Origin of the sequence: Streptomyces sp. DSM 40750 (assembly GCF_024612035.1) — a bacterium.
GTDB lineage: Bacteria > Actinomycetota > Actinomycetes > Streptomycetales > Streptomycetaceae > Streptomyces.
Window position 1 is genome coordinate 9,901,606 of the sequence record NZ_CP102513.1, and the last position, 17,378, is coordinate 9,918,983.

Below are 17,378 nucleotides of genomic sequence, written 5' to 3' on the forward strand. Positions count from 1 at the left end.
TGGTTCTGTCGGGCGGCCGAGACCTGTGTCCGGTCAGACCAGATGCTCCGGAACTCGGTGAGGGCTGCCGGGCGTCGCAGAGTGGGCCAGGCCGTGGACTACGCCTGCCGTGAGGCGAGTTCGACGACGGTGATGTCGGACGGTGCGCCCACGCGGATGGGTGGGCCCCAGGCGCCGGCGCCGCGGCTGACGTACAGCTGGGTGTCGCCGTACCGTTCCAGGCCCGTGACGGTGGGGTTGGCGAGCTCGGCGAGGAGGCTGCCGGGCCAGAGTTGACCTCCGTGGGTGTGGCCGGAGAGCTGGAGGTCGACGCCGTGGCGGACGGCGTCCCGGATGACGACGGGCTGGTGGGCGAGGAGGACAGCCGCGCGCGAACGATCGCGGTCGCCGAGGGCCCTGTCGAAGTCGGGGCCCTGGCCTTCTGCTTCGCCTTGGACGTCGTTGACGCCGGCCAGGTCGAAGCCGGGCAGTTCCGTGCGGGCGTTCTCCAGCGGGCGCAGCCCCAGCTCCCGTACCTTCTCGATCCACGGCTCGGCGCCGGAGATGTACTCGTGGTTGCCCGTCACGAAGTACGTGCCGTGCCGGGCCCGGAGTCGGGCGAGTGGCTCGACGGCCGGGGTCAGGTTCTCGACGCTGCCGTCCACCAGGTCGCCGACGACCGCGATCAGGTCGGGCTGGGTGGCGTTGATGGTGTCGACGACCCGTTGGGAGAAGGCGCGGCCCAGGATGGGCCCGACGTGGATGTCGCTGACCACGGCGATGCGGAACCCGTGCGCGCCGCGCGGGAGCTTGGCCAGCGGAATCGTGACGTGCTTGACCTTCGGTCCACGGAGGACGCCGTACGTGCCGTGGCCGACGGTACCGACCGCGACGGCCGCCGCGGCGCCGCCCACGACACGGGAGACGAAGAGGCGGCGTGACGGGCCGGCGGGGGCGGTGTCAGTTGCCGGTGCGGGCGTGGGGGCCAGAACGATGACGGACCCGCCGGTGCCTCCTGCCGCAGCGGAATCGCCGCGATGCCCTGGTGTCGGCAGTGGCACGTCGGCCGAAACGAGTTCCTCCGTGCCGCCATTACCCGCTTGCGCTTCCGCGGGCCGAGTCGCCGCCGGAACCCGCTGCCGTAGACCTGCGCCGACGTCCCGCCGCGCGAGCCACCGCCGTAGCACAGGCCGCACCGCCTCACCGGCCAACAGTGCGAGCAGCAGGTACAGGAACAGGGCCATCCACAGGTACCCGGGCCAGGCCAGGATCCGCTGCACAAGGAAGGGGACGCTTTCGCCCTCTGCCGTCATGGCACCCACCGACAGCAGGGGCCCGGCCACGAAGGCGACGCTGCCTGCCCGCCGGAGGCGCGAACCCTTGGGTGTGGTGTCCCGTATGAGACGGCGCCACACGTACCAGTGGAGTGCGCCGAACAGTGCCAGCAGGACGGCACTGACGAGCGCGAATATGACGACCACGACCCTGCGCAGCCCTTCCTTTGAGATGCGTGCCGGCTCATGAGCAGGCACGACTGAGACGGCTCCAGGTTGGATGAGCCCCTACCTGCACCGGGTCTTGCGATGTCAGCGCGCGTCACCCGGAAAGGGCGATCTCAGCCGAGGCGGTACCCGCCGACGGCGCTGACCGTCTGCGGGTCGCGGTGGTCGAAGACGAGGCTGGCTCCGGTGTCCATCGCGGCGATGCGGTCCATCTCGTCGCCGGTCAGCTCGAAGTCAAAGACCGCGATGTTCTCGGCCATGCGCTCCGGTCGCGAGGACTTCGGGATCACCACGACACCGCGCTGGGTCAGCCAGCGCAGTACCACCTGGGCCACGGACTTGCCGTGCGCCTCCCCGATGGCGCTCAGCGTTGGGTCGCTGAAGATGTTGTTGCGGCCTTCGGCCAGCGGGCCCCACGACTCGATCTGCACGCCGCGCTCGGCCATGAGGGCCTGGTCGTGGGCGCGCTGGAAGTACGGGTGGGTCTCGATCTGGTTGACCGCCGGGACGATCTCGTTGTGGTCGATCAGGTCGACCAGGCGGTCGGCGTAGAAGTTCGACACGCCGATCGCCTTGATCAGGCCCTGACGGTGTAGGTCCTGCATGGCGCGCCAGGAGCTGTAGTAGTCGCCGAAGGGCTGGTGGATCAGGTACAGGTCCAGGTAGTCAAGGCCGAGCAGGCGCAGGGACGTGTCGAAGGCCGCCTTGGCGCCCTCTTCGCCCTTTTCGTTGACCCACATCTTGGTGGTGATGAACAGCTCGTCGCGGGCGATGCCGCTGGCCTTGACGGCCTTGCCGACGGCCTCTTCGTTGCCGTAGGCGGCGGCGGTGTCGAGGTGGCGGTAGCCGGTGGCGAGGGCGTCGGTGACGACCCGCTCGGTTTCCTCGGCGGGGACCTGGAAGACGCCGAAGCCGAGGATCGGCATCTGGACACCGTTGTTCAGCGTGACATCGGGGATCTTGGACATGGTGAACCTTTCGGGGTGGTGCTGAAGGGCGCGGGGGTGCGCACCGGCACGTGGGGGAACGGCGGTTCGCTGCCCGTGCTCAGCCGGTGGCCGGCGGCGGGCTGGACGGTTTCGGGGAATGTGGGCCGGGTGCTACTGGCTGTGGTCGCTCGGTTCTTCCTGAGCGGGCTCGACGGGGTCCGGCGCGGCAGCCCAGCTGGCGAGCAGGTCGAGGGCCTGGCGGCTGGGTGAGCCGGGTTCCGCGGTGCAGACGATCAGCACGAGACCGGCATCGGCAGGCAGTTCCAGGGCTTCGTAGGAGAGTTCGAGGTCACCGACGACCGGGTGGTGCAACCGTTTGACTCCCGTGCGGTGCAGCCGGACGTCCTGTGAGGCCCACCGGGTGCGGAACTCCTCGCTGCGGGTGCACAGTTCCCCGATCAGATCGGTGAGCGCCTTGTCGTAGGGGTTCTTGCCGGCCATGAGGCGCAGCCCGGCGACGCTGTCGCGGCCGGTGGCCTCCCAGTCGAGGTAGTAGCCGGCCGCGCGGGGGTTCAGGAAGCGGAACCGTGCGGCGTTGACCGGCCGGGCGGGATCCTCGTACAGCGGAGACAGGAGGGCTCGGCCCAGCGTGTTGGTGGCCATGACGTTCCCGAGGCCGTTGGTGACATAGGCCGGGGACAGCTGGCTGTCCAGGATCGCCTGGATGGCCGGACGTACCCGCTGCACCGCCGGGCGGCGGCGTACCGCCGTGCCGCTGTTGGCCGCACGCGCCAGGTCGAACAGGTGTGCCCGCTCGGCCTCGTCCAGCAGCAGCGCCCGGGCCACCGCGTCCAGGACGCTCTCGGAGGCGCCGCGCACGTTGCCGCGCTCCAGCTGGGTGTAGTACTCCACGGACACCCCGGCCAGGTCGGCCACCTCGCTGCGTCGCAGACCGGGCACACGGCGGGTGCCGCCGTGATCGACGAGGCCCACCTGCTCGGGGGTGACCTTCCCGCGGCGGGAGATCAGAAAGTCCCGTACCTCGCTGCGGTTGTTCATGTCCTTCACGCTACGAGCTCTGCTTCGGACGTGGGAGATGCTGCCAGCACCCCCCTCGGCACCATCCCGCGCGTCGGCGTCCGCTGAGCCACCGCACGCTCATGCCGGGCCGCGGGTCGTCGCGCGCAGCTGACCGCGGGTCCGGCCGACCTGGTCCGGGGGTGATCCGTGCCCGTCGGGTGGCCGGGAAGCGCCGCGCCCCAGGCGGCCCACACCTCGGCAGCAGACGTGTCGCCCGCCCGGCTGGGGGGTGCTGGCAGCATCTCCCACCGCCACCGTCGGCTGCCTAGCCTCGATGATGAAGCAGCCGGTGTCGGCCGGCTGCGCCGACGATGAGGAAACGTCATGCAGTACACCCGGCTGGGTACCTCCGGACTGAAGATCAGCCGCATCGCACTCGGATGCATGAGCTTCGGCGACACCTCGCAGATGCCGTGGGCTCTGGACGACGACGGCGCCGCACCGATCTTCCGCCAGGCCGTCGAGTCCGGGATCACCTTCTGGGACACCGCCAACATCTACGCCTACGGCACCTCCGAGGAGGTCGTGGGCCGCGCGATCAAGAAGTACACGAAGCGCGACGACGTCGTCCTGGCCACCAAGCTGTTCAACCCCATGCACGACGGACCCGGTGGGTCGGGCCTGTCGCGCAAGGCCGTGATGGAGCAGATCGACGCCTCCCTGACCCGGCTGGGCACCGACTACGTCGACCTCTACCAGATCCACCGCTTCGACCCGCAGACCCCGGTCGAGGAGACCATGGAAGCTCTGCACGACCTCGTCAAGGCCGGCAAGGTCCGCTACCTCGGCGCCTCCTCGATGTGGGCCTGGCAGTTCGCCACCATGCAGCACGCGGCCCAGAGCCACGGCTGGACGCCCTTCGTGTCCATGCAGGACCAGTACAGCCTGCTGGCACGGGAGGAGGAGCGGGAGATGTTCGGCCTGCTCGCCCACTCCGGTGTCGGCTCCATCCCCTGGAGTCCCCTGGCCGGCGGCCGTGTCGCCCGCCCCTGGGGCCAGGACAGCACCGTACGGGCCAAGGCCGCCCCCGACACCGACTACGCCGGCCGCCCTCTGTTCGTCGACACCGACGAAGCCATCGTCGACGCCGTCCAGAAGATCGCCGACGCGCACGGTGTCCCGATGGCCCAGGTCGCACTGGCCTGGGTGCTGAAGAACCCCGTCGTGTCCGCGCCCATCGTCGGCGCCACCAAGACCCGCCACCTCACCGACGCCGTCGCCGCGCTCGACCTGACGCTCACCGAAGACGAGATCGCCGCACTGGAAGACCCCTACACCCCGCGCCTGCCGACCTATTTCTGATCGGCCGGTCAAGGGCCGGCTACTGCGGCCGCCGATCGTCGGGCAGCGGATCCGACGTCGTCCAGATCCTGACTGCCGCGGCAGGTGCTGCCATGGCTCCGGGTGGGGGCTCCTGATAAGCGATCACCATGCTCTGTGGCAGTTGCTGATCCATGTTGTAGTAGCCCAGGAACAGCCCCAGACCACGGCAAAGAGCGTGCGCTTCTCGCCCCGTCATCCCGACCACGTCAGGGACTTCGATACGTGACGGCCTGTCACCCATCCCCGCACCATACGGCCGGCCGCGCCGCTGCTGGGCTACTCGGCCGGCTCGGTGGGGGTGAGGCGGTTCTCGCCGGTGTCGAGGCGGGACCGGAGGCGGCGCAGGACGGTGTCGTCGATCTGCCGGGGGTCGCGCAGGCGGATGACGGTGGCGCGTCGTGGGCGACGACGGCGAGGCGGAGGGCGGTGGCGTGGCGCAGTGCCGGATGATCGCCGCCGGGTTCCGCGGTGAGGACGTTCAGGTGGCGTCGGAGTTCGTTGCGAAGCTGGTCCGTGGCTCTCGGGCCGGTGCCGAGATCTGCCACGGGGCGGCGAGCGCGTCCTGGGTCGCCGTGGTTTCGGCGAGGCGGAGTTCGGCTTCGGCGGCGGTGTCGGTGGACAGGTGGGCCCAGCGGACGACGGCGGGCAGGAGGGCGCCCTGGACGACGAGGGTGAGGACGATGACGCAGGCGGTGACGAAGACGATCGTGTCGTGGTCGGGGAAAGGCGGTGCCGTCGTCCAACGCGGTGGGGACGGAGAGCACGACGGCGAGGGAGACCGCGCCGCGGAAGCCGGACAGACCGCTGACGATGCGGGAGCGGTGGCTGACCCGGCGCAGCCGCTGCTCAGGGCGGGGCCGGGTCGCCGCCGGACTCGGACAGGGCGAGGCGGGCCATGAAGTGGCCGGGGGCCGCGCCGTGCCAGTGCCACTCGCCGGGAGGGGTGTGCACGGTGACGCCCGGGCGCAGCACGAGGACCGTGGCGTCTCGGGAGGCCACGAGGCCGAGCCCTGAGGTGACGTGCAGCGTCCGGCCGAGGGTGTGCCGGTGCCAGGCGGTGCGGGCGCAGGGTGCGAACCGCACCTCGGCCGCCACCAGCCGCGACGGGGGGCATACCCTGCGCGAGCATGTCTACCCGGACGTCGCCGGTGAAGCGTTCGGCCGGAGCCTTGGCGGTGGGCGTCTTCGCGAGCAGTTCCATGCCGTGTCCTCCTGCTGCCGCTACGGGCGGGGCTGTTCTTCGACGAGGGTCTTGAGCTGGACAAGGCCGCCCATCCGTCGGTCAGCTGGACCATCTTCGGGGCGAGGTCGCCGAGCAGCTGCTGGGCCGCCCAGGGCGGGGTGGGGATCGAGGCTCCTGAAAGAGTGGTCGGGGAATGGCCCGCCTCCGGCGTGGACCCGGTCGGGCGGCCCTGCGGTGTGCGGGCCGGACGCCGCGACTCAGCGCGCCGCGGCCACTGGGGCCGGACCGGAGGGCGTCTCACCAGCCACCGTCACCGCCCTGTCCGGCGCGGGCCGGCCGAAAGGGGGCCCTGTCGCTACCCCGCACACGGCTGCTCCGCTGTCGATGTCCCTCACCCGCCGACGGGCACGCTTCGGCGCTCAAAATGCCCAGTCTGGCAGTGGCGTGCCCCGTGGGACAGGTGGGAGAGGGGCCCTGTCGTTCCCCCGTTGACCACCCCCTGGGACAACACGGCCTGTCACGCGGCCAGTTGGACCACCAGGCTGGGCGGAAGCCCGGAATGCCGAGAGGTGCAGGGCGGCACTCCGTCGTGGGCTCACGTCGATCAGCAAGTCCCCCACCTTCCTTGTGCAGAGAGAAGTGAGCATGTCTACCGAACCCCCCGAGTCAGCCGCGTCTCCCCCCGCCCGTGCGGCGTCCACACCGTCACGCCGTACCTTCATCGCGACGACCTCCGTGACGGGCTGTGTCATCGCGGCCGGCGGTCTGGCCCCGGGGTCGTTGCTGATCGGCGCCGAGGAGGCCGCTGCCGCCGAGACCTCGCCCAGCAGTCGCGTCTCGTTGGCCGTCAACGGCGAGCGGCACACCGTCACGGTCGACAACCGCACCTCGCTGCTGGACCTTCTGCGCGAGCACCTCGGCCTGACCGGCTCGAAGAAGGGCTGCAACGCCGGGGCCTGCGGGGCGTGCACAGTTCTGGTGGATGGGCGGCGGGTCAACTCCTGTCTGACACTGGCGGTGCGGCTGGAGGGTGCGGACGTCACCACCGTCGAGGGTCTGGCCAAGGGGGATCAACTGCATCCGCTGCAGCAGGCGTTCATCGACCAGGACGCGTTCCAGTGCGGTTACTGCACGCCGGGCCAGATCGTCTCCGGTGTCGGCTGCATCCAGGAGGGCCACACCGGCTCGCCGGAAGAGATCCGGGAGTGGATGAGCGGCAACATCTGCCGCTGCGGCTGCTACGTGAAGATCGTGCGCGCGGTCGAGCAGGCTACGGGCCGGAAGTGAGTGCCGATGTATCCCTTCTCCATCACCAAGGCGCCCAGCACGCGTCAGGCTCTCAACGCCGGTCTGCGCGGCGGCCGTTACATCGCCGGCGGCACCACACTGGTCGACCTGATGCGTGAGACCGTCGAACGCCCCGACACCCTGGTCGACATCAGCGGCCTGCCGCTGCGCGACGTCACTGTCACCGAGCGGGGCGGGCTGCGCTTCGGCGCGCTGGTGACCATGAGCGAGGCCGCCGCTCACCGCAAGGTGCGCACCACGTATCCGGTCGTCTCGCAGGCACTGGAGCTGAGCGCGTCCGCCCAGTTGCGGAACATGGCGACCATCGGCGGCAACATTATGCAGCGCACCCGCTGTACCTACTTCCGTGACGTGACCGCCGACTGCAACAAGCGCGAGCCCGGCTCGGGTTGCGCCGCGCGGGAGGGCTTCAACCGCAGCCACGCGATCCTGGGCACCTCCGACGCCTGCGTGGCCAACCATCCCTCCGACGCGGCCGTGGCCTTCGCCGCCCTGGAGGCACGGGTGCACGTGCTCGGCCCCGACGGTGAGCGCACCGTCCCCATCGCCGACTTCCTGCTGCGGCCCGGCAGCACACCGAGCAGCGAACAGGCCCTCCGCAAGGGTGAGTTGATCATCGCCGTGGAGATCCCGGCTCATCCCCGTCCGCTCAAGTCCGGCTACCTGAAAGTCCGTGACCGGCAGTCCTACGAGTTCGCGCTCACCTCGGCCGCGGTCGCCCTGCACGTGCGCGGTGGCGTGATCCGGGAGGCCAAGGTCGCCGCTGGAGGCGTGGGCACCGTGCCGTGGAAGCTGCCGGCCGTGGAGCGAGCACTCGTCGGCGAGCGCCCCTCGGAACGGCTCTGGGCCGTGGCTGCCGCACACGCGGCGGAAGGCGCCCGCCCGCTCACCCACAACCGCTTCAAGGTGGAGCTGCTCAAACGCACCGTCGAACGCCAGCTGCGCATCGTAGGAGAGAGCCGATGAGCCCCCAGCCGCAGGCAGCCGTCGGCGCACCGCTCTCCCGCGTGGACGGCCGCCTGAAAGTGACCGGCCAGGCCAGGTACGCCGCCGACCACGAACCCAACGGGGTCGTGCAAGCGGTCGTGGTCGACAGCGGCATCGGCCGGGGCCGGATCACCGGCATCGACACCCGCGCCGCCGAAGCCCAGCCCGGCGTCCTGAAGGTGATCCACCACCGCAACGCCCCCAAGCTGCCCTACGGGCCCAACCCCGGCTCGCTCAACCTCCCGGGTGAGCGGCTGCGCGTCTTCCAGGACGACCAGGTCCGCTTCCACGGCCAGCCGGTCGCCGTCGTCGTCGCCACCACCCTGGAGGCCGCCCAGCACGCGGCGAGCCTGGTGAAGGTCGACTACGACACCGAGCGGCCCGCCACCGACCTGGCGGACGCCCCGGCGGTGGGCGAGCCCCGCACCTACGCGCGCGGCGACGCGGAGTCGGCCCTGCGCGACGCCCCCGTCCGGCTGGAGATGACGTACCGGCCCGCCCGCAACCACCACAACGCGATGGAACTCCACGCCACCGTCGCCCAATGGGACGGCGACAAACTCACGCTCTGGGACAAGACCCAGTGGGTACAGAGCCCACGGGCCGAACTCGCCGCCAACTTCGGCATCCCGGCCGAGAACATCCGCGTCATCTCCCCCTTCGTCGGCGGCGCCTTCGGCAACGCCGCTCGGGCTTGGCCGCACATCACCATCGCGGCCCTCGCCGCCCGCGAGACGGGCCGTCCGGTCAAGTTGGTCCTCACACGCAGGCAGTTGTACTTCGGTGTGGGCTACCGGCCGTCGTACGAGTACCAGGTGCGCCTGGGCAGCGACCGCAACGGGCGGCTGACGGCCATGACCCACGACCTGCGCGCCGAGACATCCAGGTACGAGACGTTCGCCGAGCGCGGCGTCCTCGCCCCCGGACAGATGCTCTACACCACCCCCAACGTCAGCCAGACGCACCGGACGGTGCCGCTGGACGTCAACACCCCGACCCCGATGCGCGGCCCGGGCTACTCCAGCGCCGCCTTCCCCATCGAGTGCGCGATGGACGAACTCGCCCATGAGCTCGGCATCGACCCCATCGAGCTACGGCTGCGCAACGAACCCGACAACGACCAGTCCAGCGGTCGGCCCTTCTCCACCCGGCGGCTGCGTGAGTGCTACACCGTGGGCGCCCGCGAGTTCGGCTGGGACCGCCGCAATCCCAGGACCCGCTCCACCCGCGACGGCGACTGGCTGATCGGCACCGGCATGGCCACCGCCGTCTACGACACCTTGCGCGCCCCGGGCCAGGCCCGGGTACGGCTGGACGCCGACGGCACCGCCCTGGTCGAGTCCTCGACCAGCGACATGGGCCCCGGCACCTACACCTCGCAGACCCAGGTCGCCGCCGACGCCCTCGGCCTCGCGGTCCGCAACGTCACTTTCCGGCTCGGCGACACGAACATGCCCACGGCCCCGCTCCACGGCGGTTCCCTGACCATGGCGAGTGTCGGCTCCATCGTCCTGGACGGCTGCGACAAGCTGCGGCGGCAGGCCATCGAACTCGCCGTGGGGGACGAGGGCTCACCGCTGTACGGCGCCGACGCCGACGACATCGTCGTACGGAACGGGCGACTGCACATGACGGACAACCCCGCGCGCGGGGAGACGTACCGACAACTCCTCGCCCGCAACAAGCGTGCGTATCTGGAGGCGATGGGCTCCTGGACCCCCGGCCAGTCCCGGTCGTCCATGTACGCGTACGGCGCTGTGTTCGCCGAGGTCGGCGTGGACGCCCGGCTGGGCCTGGTCCGGGTGCGGCGGATGCTCGGTGTCTTCGACGCGGGCCGGATCATCAGCCCCAAGCTGGCCGACAGCCAGGCCATCGGTGCCATGGTCGGCGGCATCGGCGCGGCCCTGCTGGAGCACACGGTCACCGACCACCGCGACGGCCGGATCGTCAACGCCGACCTCGCCGACTATCTCGTCCCGGTCAACGCCGACGTCCCCGACCTGAAGGCGATCTACGTCGACGGCCGGGACGACGAGGCCGACCCCCTCGGCGTCAAAGGCCTCGGCGAGGTCGTCCTGGTCGGTGTGGCCCCTGCGATCGCCAACGCCGTCTTCCACGCCACCGGCCGCCGCGTGCGGGACCTGCCCATCACTGCCGAATCCCTGCTCTGATCCGGCGGCCCGCCGGCCGACGGGTCGCCGGATCACCGGCTCGCGGTCGGCCTGAGCAGCAGCCCGCCGGCCATGGCGGTCGCCACCAGCAGTGCCGCGCCGATGAACAGGCTGACGCGCATGCCGTGCAGGAAGTCGGCCTGGTCGGCGATGAGGGCGCCGAAGACGGCGACGGCGAGGGCCCCGCCGAACTGGCGGGAAGTGTTGAGGGCGCCACTGGCCAGGCCTGCCTGCTCCGGCCGCACGCTCTCCAGCATCAGTCCGGTCATCGCGGGTACGGCGAGGGCACCGCCGAGGGAGACCGGGATCATCAGGACCGCGACCAGCCAGACGGGGGTTGTCCCGGGCAGGAAGAACAAGAGCAGCAGGCCCGCCGCCATGATCCACATTCCGGCGGTCATGACGGTCCGGGCGCCGAACTTCCTTACCAGTCGGGCGGTTTGGAGGGCCACGACGCCGGTCAGCAGCGTCATCGGCAGGAACGCGATGCCGGTGGCGAGCGCGGACAGGCCGCGCAGCTGCTGGAAGTAGAGGCTGAGCAGGAACGTCAGACCGTAGAAGCCGATGTTGAGGGTGAACCCGGCCAGCAGGGTGACGGTCACCGGGCGGGAGCGGAAGAAGGTGAGCGGCAGCATCGGGTGGCGGCCGCGGGCCTGGGAGCGCAGGAACACCGCGAGCGCCAGTGCCGCCGTCGCGAAAGCCGCGATCACGGGGGCGTGGCGGAAGCCGTACTCGCCGCCCTCGATCAGCGCGTACGTCAGACCGCCCATCGCCAGGACCGCGCTGATCTGCCCGATCCGGTCGAAGGGCACGGGCCGCCGCGGGGAGCGGGCGACACGGGTGAGCAGCCCCAGGGCGACGGCGCCGACCGGCAGGTTGATGAAGAAGATCCACCGCCAGTCCACGGCGCTCAGCGCGCCGCCGAGCAGTGGTCCCGCCGCAGAGCCGACCGAGCCGCCCAGCGCCCAGAACCCGAGGGCGTGGGCGCGCTGGGCGGCGTCCGGGTACGCCTCGCGGATCAGGGCGAGGGTGGCGGGCATCATGACCGCCGCGCCCGCGCCCTGCACCAGGCGGGCCGCGACCAGGACGGGCAGCGTCGGCGCCAGACCGCAGGCCGCCGAGGCGATCAGGAACAACCCCATGCCCACGCTGAACGCCTGCCGGGCGCCGATCCGGTCCGAGACGGACCCGGCGGACAGCAGCAGCGCGGCGAGCACCAGGGTGTAGCCGTCGACGACCCACTGCAGCCCGGTCATACCGCCGCCGAGGTCGGCGCCGATGGTGGGCAGGGCCACGCTGACGATCAGCGCGTCCAGGGTGATGACGAAGAAGCCGAGCAGTGCGGCACCGAGCGCGAAGGCCGGGCTGGTGCTCCTGTCGCCGCCGGCCGGAGTGGTGGCGGCGCTGCCCGGAGCGGGCGCCTGTGTGCTGGTCATCGAGATTCTCCTGGTCTCCCCGGGATCCCCCGTGTGACGGCCGGGACACCGGAGACGGACGTGATCCTTCGAGCTCTCAGCGTGCGACCGGACCCTTGGGCGTTCCAGGCCGGGCCGTACCGGGGTGTGGGATGCGGGGTAGTGACAGGGCCCCTCAGATGAGATGCGGGGCGTCGGACGCCTGCCTATCGTCGAAGCATGCCCCCCCTCGCGATCACTCTCAGTAACGGTGTGGAGATGCCGGCTCTCGGGCTCGGCGTCTTCCAGACCCCGCCCGATGTCACGACCGCCTCGGTCGAAGAGGCCCTGCGCGTCGGCTACCGCCACGTCGACACGGCCGCCGCCTACGGCAACGAGCGGGAGGTCGGCGACGGCATCCGCCGCTCCGGTCTCGCCCGCGACGAGGTGTTCATCGAGACGAAGCTGTGGATCAGCGACTACGGCTACGACGGCGCGCTGCACGCCTTCGACAAGAGCGCGGGCAAACTCGGCGTCGACCAGCTCGACCTGCTGCTGCTCCACCAGCCCCTGCCCTCCGCCTTCGACCGCACCCTCGACGCCTAGCGGGCGCTGGAGAAACTACTCGCCGACGGCCGGGTACGGGCCATCGGCGTCAGCAACTTCATGCCCGAGCACCTGGAGCGCCTACTGACGGAGACATCCGCCGTGCCCGCGGTCAACCAGATCGAGGCCCACCCCTACTTCCAGCAGACCGCTCTCCAGCGCCTGCACGCCGAGCACGGCATCCTGACCCAGGCGTGGTCGCCCATCGGCGGCATCACCTCCTACGGCGGCGCCGAGAAGCGGACCTTCGACGACCCGGTCCTGCTGGAGATCGCCCGCAGGCACGGCAAGTCGGCCGCGCAGGTGATGCTCCGCTGGCATCTGCAGGAGGGCCGCTCCGCGATCCCGAAGTCGACCAAGCCCGCCCGCATCGCCGAGAACTTCGACGTCTTCGACTTCGAGCTGACCATCGAGCAGCTCGCCGCGATCGACGCGCTCGACACCGGCGTACGCGGCGGACCCGAGCCGGCCGACATCACGCTGGACAACTACGGGCGCGAGATCCCCGAGGCGTGAAGTCGCCGTGCCGGCGGTGCGGTTCGCCGACGCCTCCGCTCAGTACATCGACGTACAGCTGACCCCTGCCCTCACGGAAGAGCCTCCGCCATGACACGCACCACCCCTCTGACGGTCCTGGTCGTCGGTGCCACCGGCAGCATCGGCACCCTCGTCGTCGCCGAAGCCCTCCGGCAGGGCCATCAGGTGAAGGCCCTCGTCCGCGATCCCGGGCGCGCCCGGACCGAGTTGCCTCAGGCCGCCCGGCTCGTCACCGGGGACCTCACCGATGCCGACACGCTCAAAGAGGCCGTCGACGGCATCGACGCCGTGGTCTTCACCCACGGCTCCCACGGCGGCCCCGGCCAGGCGGAACTCATCGACTACGGGGCCGTCCGCAACACCCTGGCGGCGCTGGGCGACCAGCCGGCGCGGATCTCGCTGATGACCGCGATCGGCGTCACAGGCCGCCCCAGGAACGCCGACGGCACGGTCCGCGACGACATGATCACCGACGCCCACGCGTGGAAGCGCCGCGGCGAACGCCTGGTTCGCGTAAGCGGGCGCCCGTACACGATCGTCCGCCCTGGCTGGTTCGACTACAACGCTCCCGGCCAGCTCGCCCTGACGATGTTGCAGGGCGACCCCCGGCACGCCGGTAGCCCCAGCGACGGCGTCATTTCCCGTCGGCAGATCGCCCAGATCCTCGTCTCCGCGCTCACCTCGCCGGAGGCCGACCACAAGACCCTTGAACTCGTCGCCGAGCACGGGCCTGCCCCCTCCGACCTCGACCCGCTGTTCGCCGGCCTCACGGCCGATGCGCCCGGCTCCCTGGACGCCGCCCTGGACAGCGCCAACATGCCGCTCGACGCCGAACCCGCCTCCGTACGGCAGGACCTTGAAGCTGTCCGGCTCGCCTGACCGCCCGGCCGCCAAGGTCGTGCTCGGCGCCAGATGGAGCGACTCGATGGGTGGAAGCAGGCCATCGACGTCGACATCAAGGGCGTCCTGTGGGGCATCGCGGCAGCCCTGCCGCACTTCAAGGAGCAGCGGTCCGGTCACTTCATCAACGTCTCCTTGGTGGCTGGACACGTCATCGGCCCCGGCGGAGCCATCTTCAAGCCGTACGACATCCGCACCACGGTCATCTCTCCCGTCGCGGTGGACACCGAACTGCCCGCCTCGGTCAAGGCCGAAGGCGTCGCGGACGCGGTCGCAGGCCTCTACCAGGACTACGCCATCCCCGCGGACAGCTTCGCCCGCTGCGTGGAGTTCGCCATGAGCCAGCCCCAGGAAGCCGACGTCAACGAGATCCTGTTCCGTCCGACCCGACAGCAGCGGTGACCGGCGGGGAGCCGACTGCCGGGCCGGTCACCCATTCCTCGGCTTCCTCGGCCTGTCCCGCCCGAGGAGCGCAGACCACGAGAGTCAAAGGCCCTGTGCCCGGTCACGAGGCGGGCAGTCCGATGCGCCTCAGCCAGGTGTCGACGGCGGCAGCGGCGTCCCGGACTTCCTCGCCGCGTACCGCGAGGCCCTCGGCGATTGTCGCGCCGGGGCAGGAGGCGGCGTAGTCGCGTGCGGTGGTGCCCAGGCCGCTCATGGCGTGGGTGGTGAACGGGACGACGGTTCTGCCGCGGAAGTCGAGGGCTTCGGTGAAAGTCGTCATGATCATTGGAGCGCGGACGTTCCAGATGGGGCTGCCGAGCAGGATCGTGTCGTAACGGTCGATGGAGGCCAGTGGGTTGGCGACGGCCGGACGTGCCTCGGTGTCCTGCTCGCGGACGTTACGCCGGACGGTCGCGTCGTAGCCGGCCGGATAGGGGTCCGCGGCCTGGATGCTGTGGACGTCGCAGTCGATCCCGTCGGCGATCATGCGGGCCAGGACCTCGGTGTTGCCGACCTCGATGTTCCGGCGTCCGCCGTTGTGGTAGTTCTCGCCCGGCCGGGAGAAGTAGGCAAGCAGGACGGTGCGGGCACCCGGGGCGGGTGTGCCGGGCCGCTCGGCGGACTCGGTTTCGTCCGGCCGGGGTGAGGCGGGGGAGGCGGAACAAGCGCCGATCGCGGCACCGGCCGTCATGACCGCTCCTCCTGTGAGCAGGCCGCGGAGCACTGTGCGGCGCCGTGGCGCGGTGGGTAGGGTATGGCTCATCGCTGGGGCTCGCTCTGGCTGCGGGGACGCAGTCGATGCCGCTGAGTGGCCGCCACGCCGGTGGCACCGACAGGGAGGACGTCGGCTGGTCCCGGCTGGACCTTGTCGCTCAGTCATGGAAAGCCTCTGCTGGTAAAGGACGGGGCGGTCAGCTTGCTCGTCCGGCGCGCCGGGCGAGGGGGGCTGTGCGAGGGGATGCCATGAGGGGCAGAGCCGCACACCGACCGAGCACGTCTGTGTTCTGACTCAGCCGTCCACGCGTCGCGCGCTGAGCCACTGGACCATCGCCGGGTCGCGGTGGTCGAAGAACAGCGACGACCCGGTGTCCAGGGTGGCGATAGCCGCCATCTGCTCGTCGGTGAGCTCGAAGCCGAAGACGTCGAGGTTCTCCGCCATGCGCTCAGGCCGCACCGACTTGGGGATCGCGACGACGCCCCGCTGGACCAGCCAGCGCAGCACCACCTGGGCCACGGACTTGCCGTGCTTCTCGCCGATCTGGCTCAGCAGCGGATTGGTGAACAGGTCGTTCTTGCCCTCGGCGAACCCGCCCCAGGACTGGATCTGGACCCCGTGCTCCCGCATCAGCTCCTCGTCGGCGGCGCGCTGGAAGAACGGGTGGGTCTCGATCTGGTTGACCGCAGGGGTGATCTCGTTGTTGATGATCAGGTCGACGAGCCGGTCCGGGTAGAAGTTGGCGACGCCGATCGCCTTGGCCCGGCCCTCCCGGTTCAGCGCCTCCATGGCACGCCACTGGCCGTACACGTCCCCGTAGGGCTGGTGCATCAGGTACAGGTCGACGTGGTCCAGGCCGAGCTTGGCCAGCGACATCTCGAAGGCCCGCTCGGTGTTCTGCTCGCCGGGCGCGTCCTGGACCCACAGCTTGGTGGTGACGAAGAGCTCCTCGCGCGCGATGCCGCTGTTCTTGATGGCGCGGCCGACGGCCTCCTCGTTCTCGTAGGAGGCGGCGGTGTCGAGCAGCCGGTAGCCGGCCGCGAGGGCCTCGGTGACTGCCTGTTCGGTCTGGTCCGCCGGGATCTGGAAGACGCCGAAGCCGAGGAGCGGCATCTCGACGCCGTTGTTCAGGGTGACGTTCTGCATGAGGGTGCCTTTCTAGCGGGACGAGGGTGTGGAGCACGGGCCGGATGACGGCCGACGCTCGAACCCGGGCGGGAGGCCCGTACGGGGATGGTGCGAAGCCCGCCACGATTCACCTTCGCGCGCTTTCTCCGCCGGTGGCAGGCCGAGCTGTGCCAGGGGGTGGCGAGCGGGGGAGTGACAGGGCCCCTCACATCTCTGCCGCGCAGGTCAGAGCGGTGTGACACTGAAGGGCATGGCATCCGAGCAGAGCAGCGGCGGCGCCGAGCTGGGCCGGTTCCTGCGTGCCCGCCGCACACAGACCGCACCCGAACAGGTCGGCCTCAAGGTCGGCGCCGGCCTGCGCCGCACCCCCGGCCTGCGCCGCGAGGAACTGGCCACCCTCACCGGGATCAGCATCGACTACTACGTCCGCCTGGAACGCGGCAAGGAGACCCGGCCCGGCCCCTCCGTCGTCGACGCCCTCGCCCGCGCCCTGCGGCTGGACGACGCCGAGCACCAACACCTGCGCGAACTGGCCGCCCGTGCCTCTCGCCACGCCCCCGAGCCCCCTCCGCCGCCCGGTCGGTCCGTACGCCCGCACCTGAAGCTGCTGCTGGAGACGATGCGCCCGAACCCGGCGTACGTCGTCAGCCGCAGCATGGACCTGCTCGCCTCCAACCCCGGCGGCCTCGCCCTGTACGCGGGCCTGGACGACTGGCCCGCAACTCGGCGCAACCTCGCCCGTTACTTCTTCCTGCACCCCGCGGCCCGCGAGCTGTTGCCCGACTGGGACGTCCAGATACGCGCCTGCATCGCCCGGCTGCGCGCCCTGGCGGGCACCGCCCCCGACGCCCCCGACCTGACCACGCTCGTTGGCGAACTCGTGCTCAAGAGCCCTGACTTCGCCAGGCTGTGGGAGCGGTACGACGTCACCGGCCGCAAGGCCACCCACAAGACGTTCCGCCACCCACAGGTCGGCATGGTCACCCTGGCCGCCCAGTCCATGGAACTCGACGGCACAGCGGGCCAGCGCCTCGTCGCCTACGCCGCCGAACCCGGCACCCCCGACCACGACGCCCTGCTTCTGCTGGACCTGACCGACCCCGGGCCCGGCAGACGGCCGGCGACGAACGACGTGCCCCAGCCTCACGCATGGCCCTGATCCAGAACCTGGGTCGGCAGGCCAAGCCGGGCC

General features: G+C 70.8%; 15 protein-coding genes and 1 pseudogene. 8 read left to right on the plus strand and 8 right to left on the minus strand.

Annotation, left to right across the window (positions count from 1 at the left end):
* Nucleotides 1–98 precede the first annotated feature (98 nt).
* The 3 genes from JIX55_RS43375 to JIX55_RS43385 form a co-directional block, all read right to left on the minus strand.
* A complete protein-coding gene (locus tag JIX55_RS43375; protein ID WP_257569687.1) occupies nucleotides 99–1,460 on the minus strand; it encodes a metallophosphoesterase in 1,362 nt (453 codons plus the stop codon).
* Nucleotides 1,461–1,594: 134 nt separating this feature from the next.
* Nucleotides 1,595–2,440 carry an aldo/keto reductase gene (locus tag JIX55_RS43380; RefSeq protein ID WP_257569688.1) on the minus strand — a complete coding sequence of 282 codons (846 nt, stop codon included), beginning with the start codon at nucleotides 2,438–2,440 and terminating at the stop codon, nucleotides 1,595–1,597.
* A gap of 141 nt (nucleotides 2,441–2,581) precedes the next feature.
* Complete coding sequence (locus JIX55_RS43385; RefSeq protein ID WP_257568693.1) at nucleotides 2,582–3,469, minus strand: helix-turn-helix domain-containing protein; 888 nt, start codon at nucleotides 3,467–3,469, stop codon at nucleotides 2,582–2,584.
* Between the two features lie 345 nt (nucleotides 3,470–3,814).
* Between JIX55_RS43385 and JIX55_RS43390 the strand changes: the two genes are divergently transcribed.
* On the plus strand, nucleotides 3,815–4,792 hold the full coding sequence (locus JIX55_RS43390) for an aldo/keto reductase (RefSeq protein WP_257568694.1): 978 nt from the start codon (nucleotides 3,815–3,817) through the stop codon (nucleotides 4,790–4,792).
* Nucleotides 4,793–4,811: 19 nt separating this feature from the next.
* On the opposite strand, the gene JIX55_RS43395 is transcribed toward JIX55_RS43390, so the two are convergent.
* Both JIX55_RS43395 and JIX55_RS43400 read right to left on the minus strand, forming a co-directional pair.
* Complete coding sequence (locus JIX55_RS43395) at nucleotides 4,812–5,054, minus strand: PASTA domain-containing protein (RefSeq protein WP_257568695.1); 243 nt, start codon at nucleotides 5,052–5,054, stop codon at nucleotides 4,812–4,814.
* A gap of 605 nt (nucleotides 5,055–5,659) precedes the next feature.
* On the minus strand, nucleotides 5,660–5,896 hold the full coding sequence (locus tag JIX55_RS43400; RefSeq protein WP_257568696.1) for a cupin domain-containing protein: 237 nt from the start codon (nucleotides 5,894–5,896) through the stop codon (nucleotides 5,660–5,662).
* Between the two features lie 745 nt (nucleotides 5,897–6,641).
* Here JIX55_RS43400 and JIX55_RS43405 point away from each other — a divergent pair.
* Genes JIX55_RS43405 through JIX55_RS43415 form a run of 3 tightly spaced genes read left to right on the plus strand, consistent with a single transcriptional unit; the run spans nucleotide 6,642 to nucleotide 10,462 of the window.
* A complete protein-coding gene (locus JIX55_RS43405) occupies nucleotides 6,642–7,283 on the plus strand; it encodes a (2Fe-2S)-binding protein (protein ID WP_257568697.1) in 642 nt (213 codons plus the stop codon).
* Nucleotides 7,284–7,289: 6 nt separating this feature from the next.
* On the plus strand, nucleotides 7,290–8,270 hold the full coding sequence (locus JIX55_RS43410; RefSeq protein ID WP_257568698.1) for an FAD binding domain-containing protein: 981 nt from the start codon (nucleotides 7,290–7,292) through the stop codon (nucleotides 8,268–8,270).
* On the plus strand, nucleotides 8,267–10,462 hold the full coding sequence (locus JIX55_RS43415) for a xanthine dehydrogenase family protein molybdopterin-binding subunit (RefSeq protein WP_257568699.1): 2,196 nt from the start codon (nucleotides 8,267–8,269) through the stop codon (nucleotides 10,460–10,462). The genes JIX55_RS43410 and JIX55_RS43415 overlap by 4 nt, the downstream gene beginning before the upstream one ends.
* A 32-nt stretch (nucleotides 10,463–10,494) precedes the next feature.
* On the opposite strand, the gene JIX55_RS43420 is transcribed toward JIX55_RS43415, so the two are convergent.
* Complete coding sequence (locus JIX55_RS43420; RefSeq protein WP_257568700.1) at nucleotides 10,495–11,898, minus strand: MFS transporter; 1,404 nt, start codon at nucleotides 11,896–11,898, stop codon at nucleotides 10,495–10,497.
* 198 nt (nucleotides 11,899–12,096) lie between these two features.
* Here JIX55_RS43420 and JIX55_RS43425 point away from each other — a divergent pair.
* The 3 genes and pseudogenes from JIX55_RS43425 to JIX55_RS43435 all read left to right on the plus strand — a co-directional run bounded on the left by JIX55_RS43425 (nucleotide 12,097) and on the right by JIX55_RS43435 (nucleotide 14,301).
* Nucleotides 12,097–12,978 (plus strand): annotated as a pseudogene (locus JIX55_RS43425) (aldo/keto reductase).
* A 90-nt stretch (nucleotides 12,979–13,068) separates the two neighbouring features.
* Nucleotides 13,069–13,878 carry an SDR family oxidoreductase gene (locus tag JIX55_RS43430; RefSeq protein ID WP_257568701.1) on the plus strand — a complete coding sequence of 270 codons (810 nt, stop codon included), beginning with the start codon at nucleotides 13,069–13,071 and terminating at the stop codon, nucleotides 13,876–13,878.
* A 33-nt stretch (nucleotides 13,879–13,911) separates the two neighbouring features.
* Nucleotides 13,912–14,301 carry an SDR family oxidoreductase gene (locus JIX55_RS43435; protein WP_257568702.1) on the plus strand — a complete coding sequence of 130 codons (390 nt, stop codon included), beginning with the start codon at nucleotides 13,912–13,914 and terminating at the stop codon, nucleotides 14,299–14,301.
* A gap of 103 nt (nucleotides 14,302–14,404) precedes the next feature.
* On the opposite strand, the gene JIX55_RS43440 is transcribed toward JIX55_RS43435, so the two are convergent.
* Both JIX55_RS43440 and JIX55_RS43445 read right to left on the minus strand, forming a co-directional pair.
* Nucleotides 14,405–15,034, minus strand: a complete 630-nt coding sequence (locus tag JIX55_RS43440; protein WP_257568703.1) for a flavodoxin — start codon at nucleotides 15,032–15,034, stop codon at nucleotides 14,405–14,407.
* Nucleotides 15,035–15,352: 318 nt separating this feature from the next.
* Nucleotides 15,353–16,204, minus strand: coding sequence for an aldo/keto reductase (locus tag JIX55_RS43445; RefSeq protein WP_257568704.1), 852 nt, complete (start codon nucleotides 16,202–16,204; stop codon nucleotides 15,353–15,355).
* 232 nt (nucleotides 16,205–16,436) lie between these two features.
* On the opposite strand from JIX55_RS43445, the gene JIX55_RS43450 reads away from it, so the two are divergent.
* Nucleotides 16,437–17,345: a helix-turn-helix transcriptional regulator gene (locus JIX55_RS43450; RefSeq protein WP_257568705.1), complete on the plus strand. Its 909-nt coding sequence runs from the start codon at nucleotides 16,437–16,439 to the stop codon at nucleotides 17,343–17,345.
* The last annotated feature ends 33 nt before the right edge of the window (nucleotides 17,346–17,378 follow it).

Coding starts and splice junctions, on each gene's coding strand:
- JIX55_RS43410 (WP_257568698.1), top strand. CDS start 7,290: ATGTATCCCTTCTCCATCACCAAGGCGCCCAGCACGCGTCAGGCTCTC.
- JIX55_RS43405 (WP_257568697.1), top strand. CDS start 6,642: ATGTCTACCGAACCCCCCGAGTCAGCCGCGTCTCCCCCCGCCCGTGCG.
- JIX55_RS43430 (WP_257568701.1), top strand. CDS start 13,069: ATGACACGCACCACCCCTCTGACGGTCCTGGTCGTCGGTGCCACCGGC.
- JIX55_RS43445 (WP_257568704.1), bottom strand. CDS start 16,204: ATGCAGAACGTCACCCTGAACAACGGCGTCGAGATGCCGCTCCTCGGC.
- JIX55_RS43385 (WP_257568693.1), bottom strand. CDS start 3,469: ATGAACAACCGCAGCGAGGTACGGGACTTTCTGATCTCCCGCCGCGGG.
- JIX55_RS43435 (WP_257568702.1), top strand. CDS start 13,912: ATGGAGCGACTCGATGGGTGGAAGCAGGCCATCGACGTCGACATCAAG.
- JIX55_RS43440 (WP_257568703.1), bottom strand. CDS start 15,034: ATGACGGCCGGTGCCGCGATCGGCGCTTGTTCCGCCTCCCCCGCCTCA.
- JIX55_RS43450 (WP_257568705.1), top strand. CDS start 16,437: ATGGCATCCGAGCAGAGCAGCGGCGGCGCCGAGCTGGGCCGGTTCCTG.
- JIX55_RS43390 (WP_257568694.1), top strand. CDS start 3,815: ATGCAGTACACCCGGCTGGGTACCTCCGGACTGAAGATCAGCCGCATC.
- JIX55_RS43415 (WP_257568699.1), top strand. CDS start 8,267: ATGAGCCCCCAGCCGCAGGCAGCCGTCGGCGCACCGCTCTCCCGCGTG.
- JIX55_RS43395 (WP_257568695.1), bottom strand. CDS start 5,054: ATGGGTGACAGGCCGTCACGTATCGAAGTCCCTGACGTGGTCGGGATG.
- JIX55_RS43420 (WP_257568700.1), bottom strand. CDS start 11,898: ATGACCAGCACACAGGCGCCCGCTCCGGGCAGCGCCGCCACCACTCCG.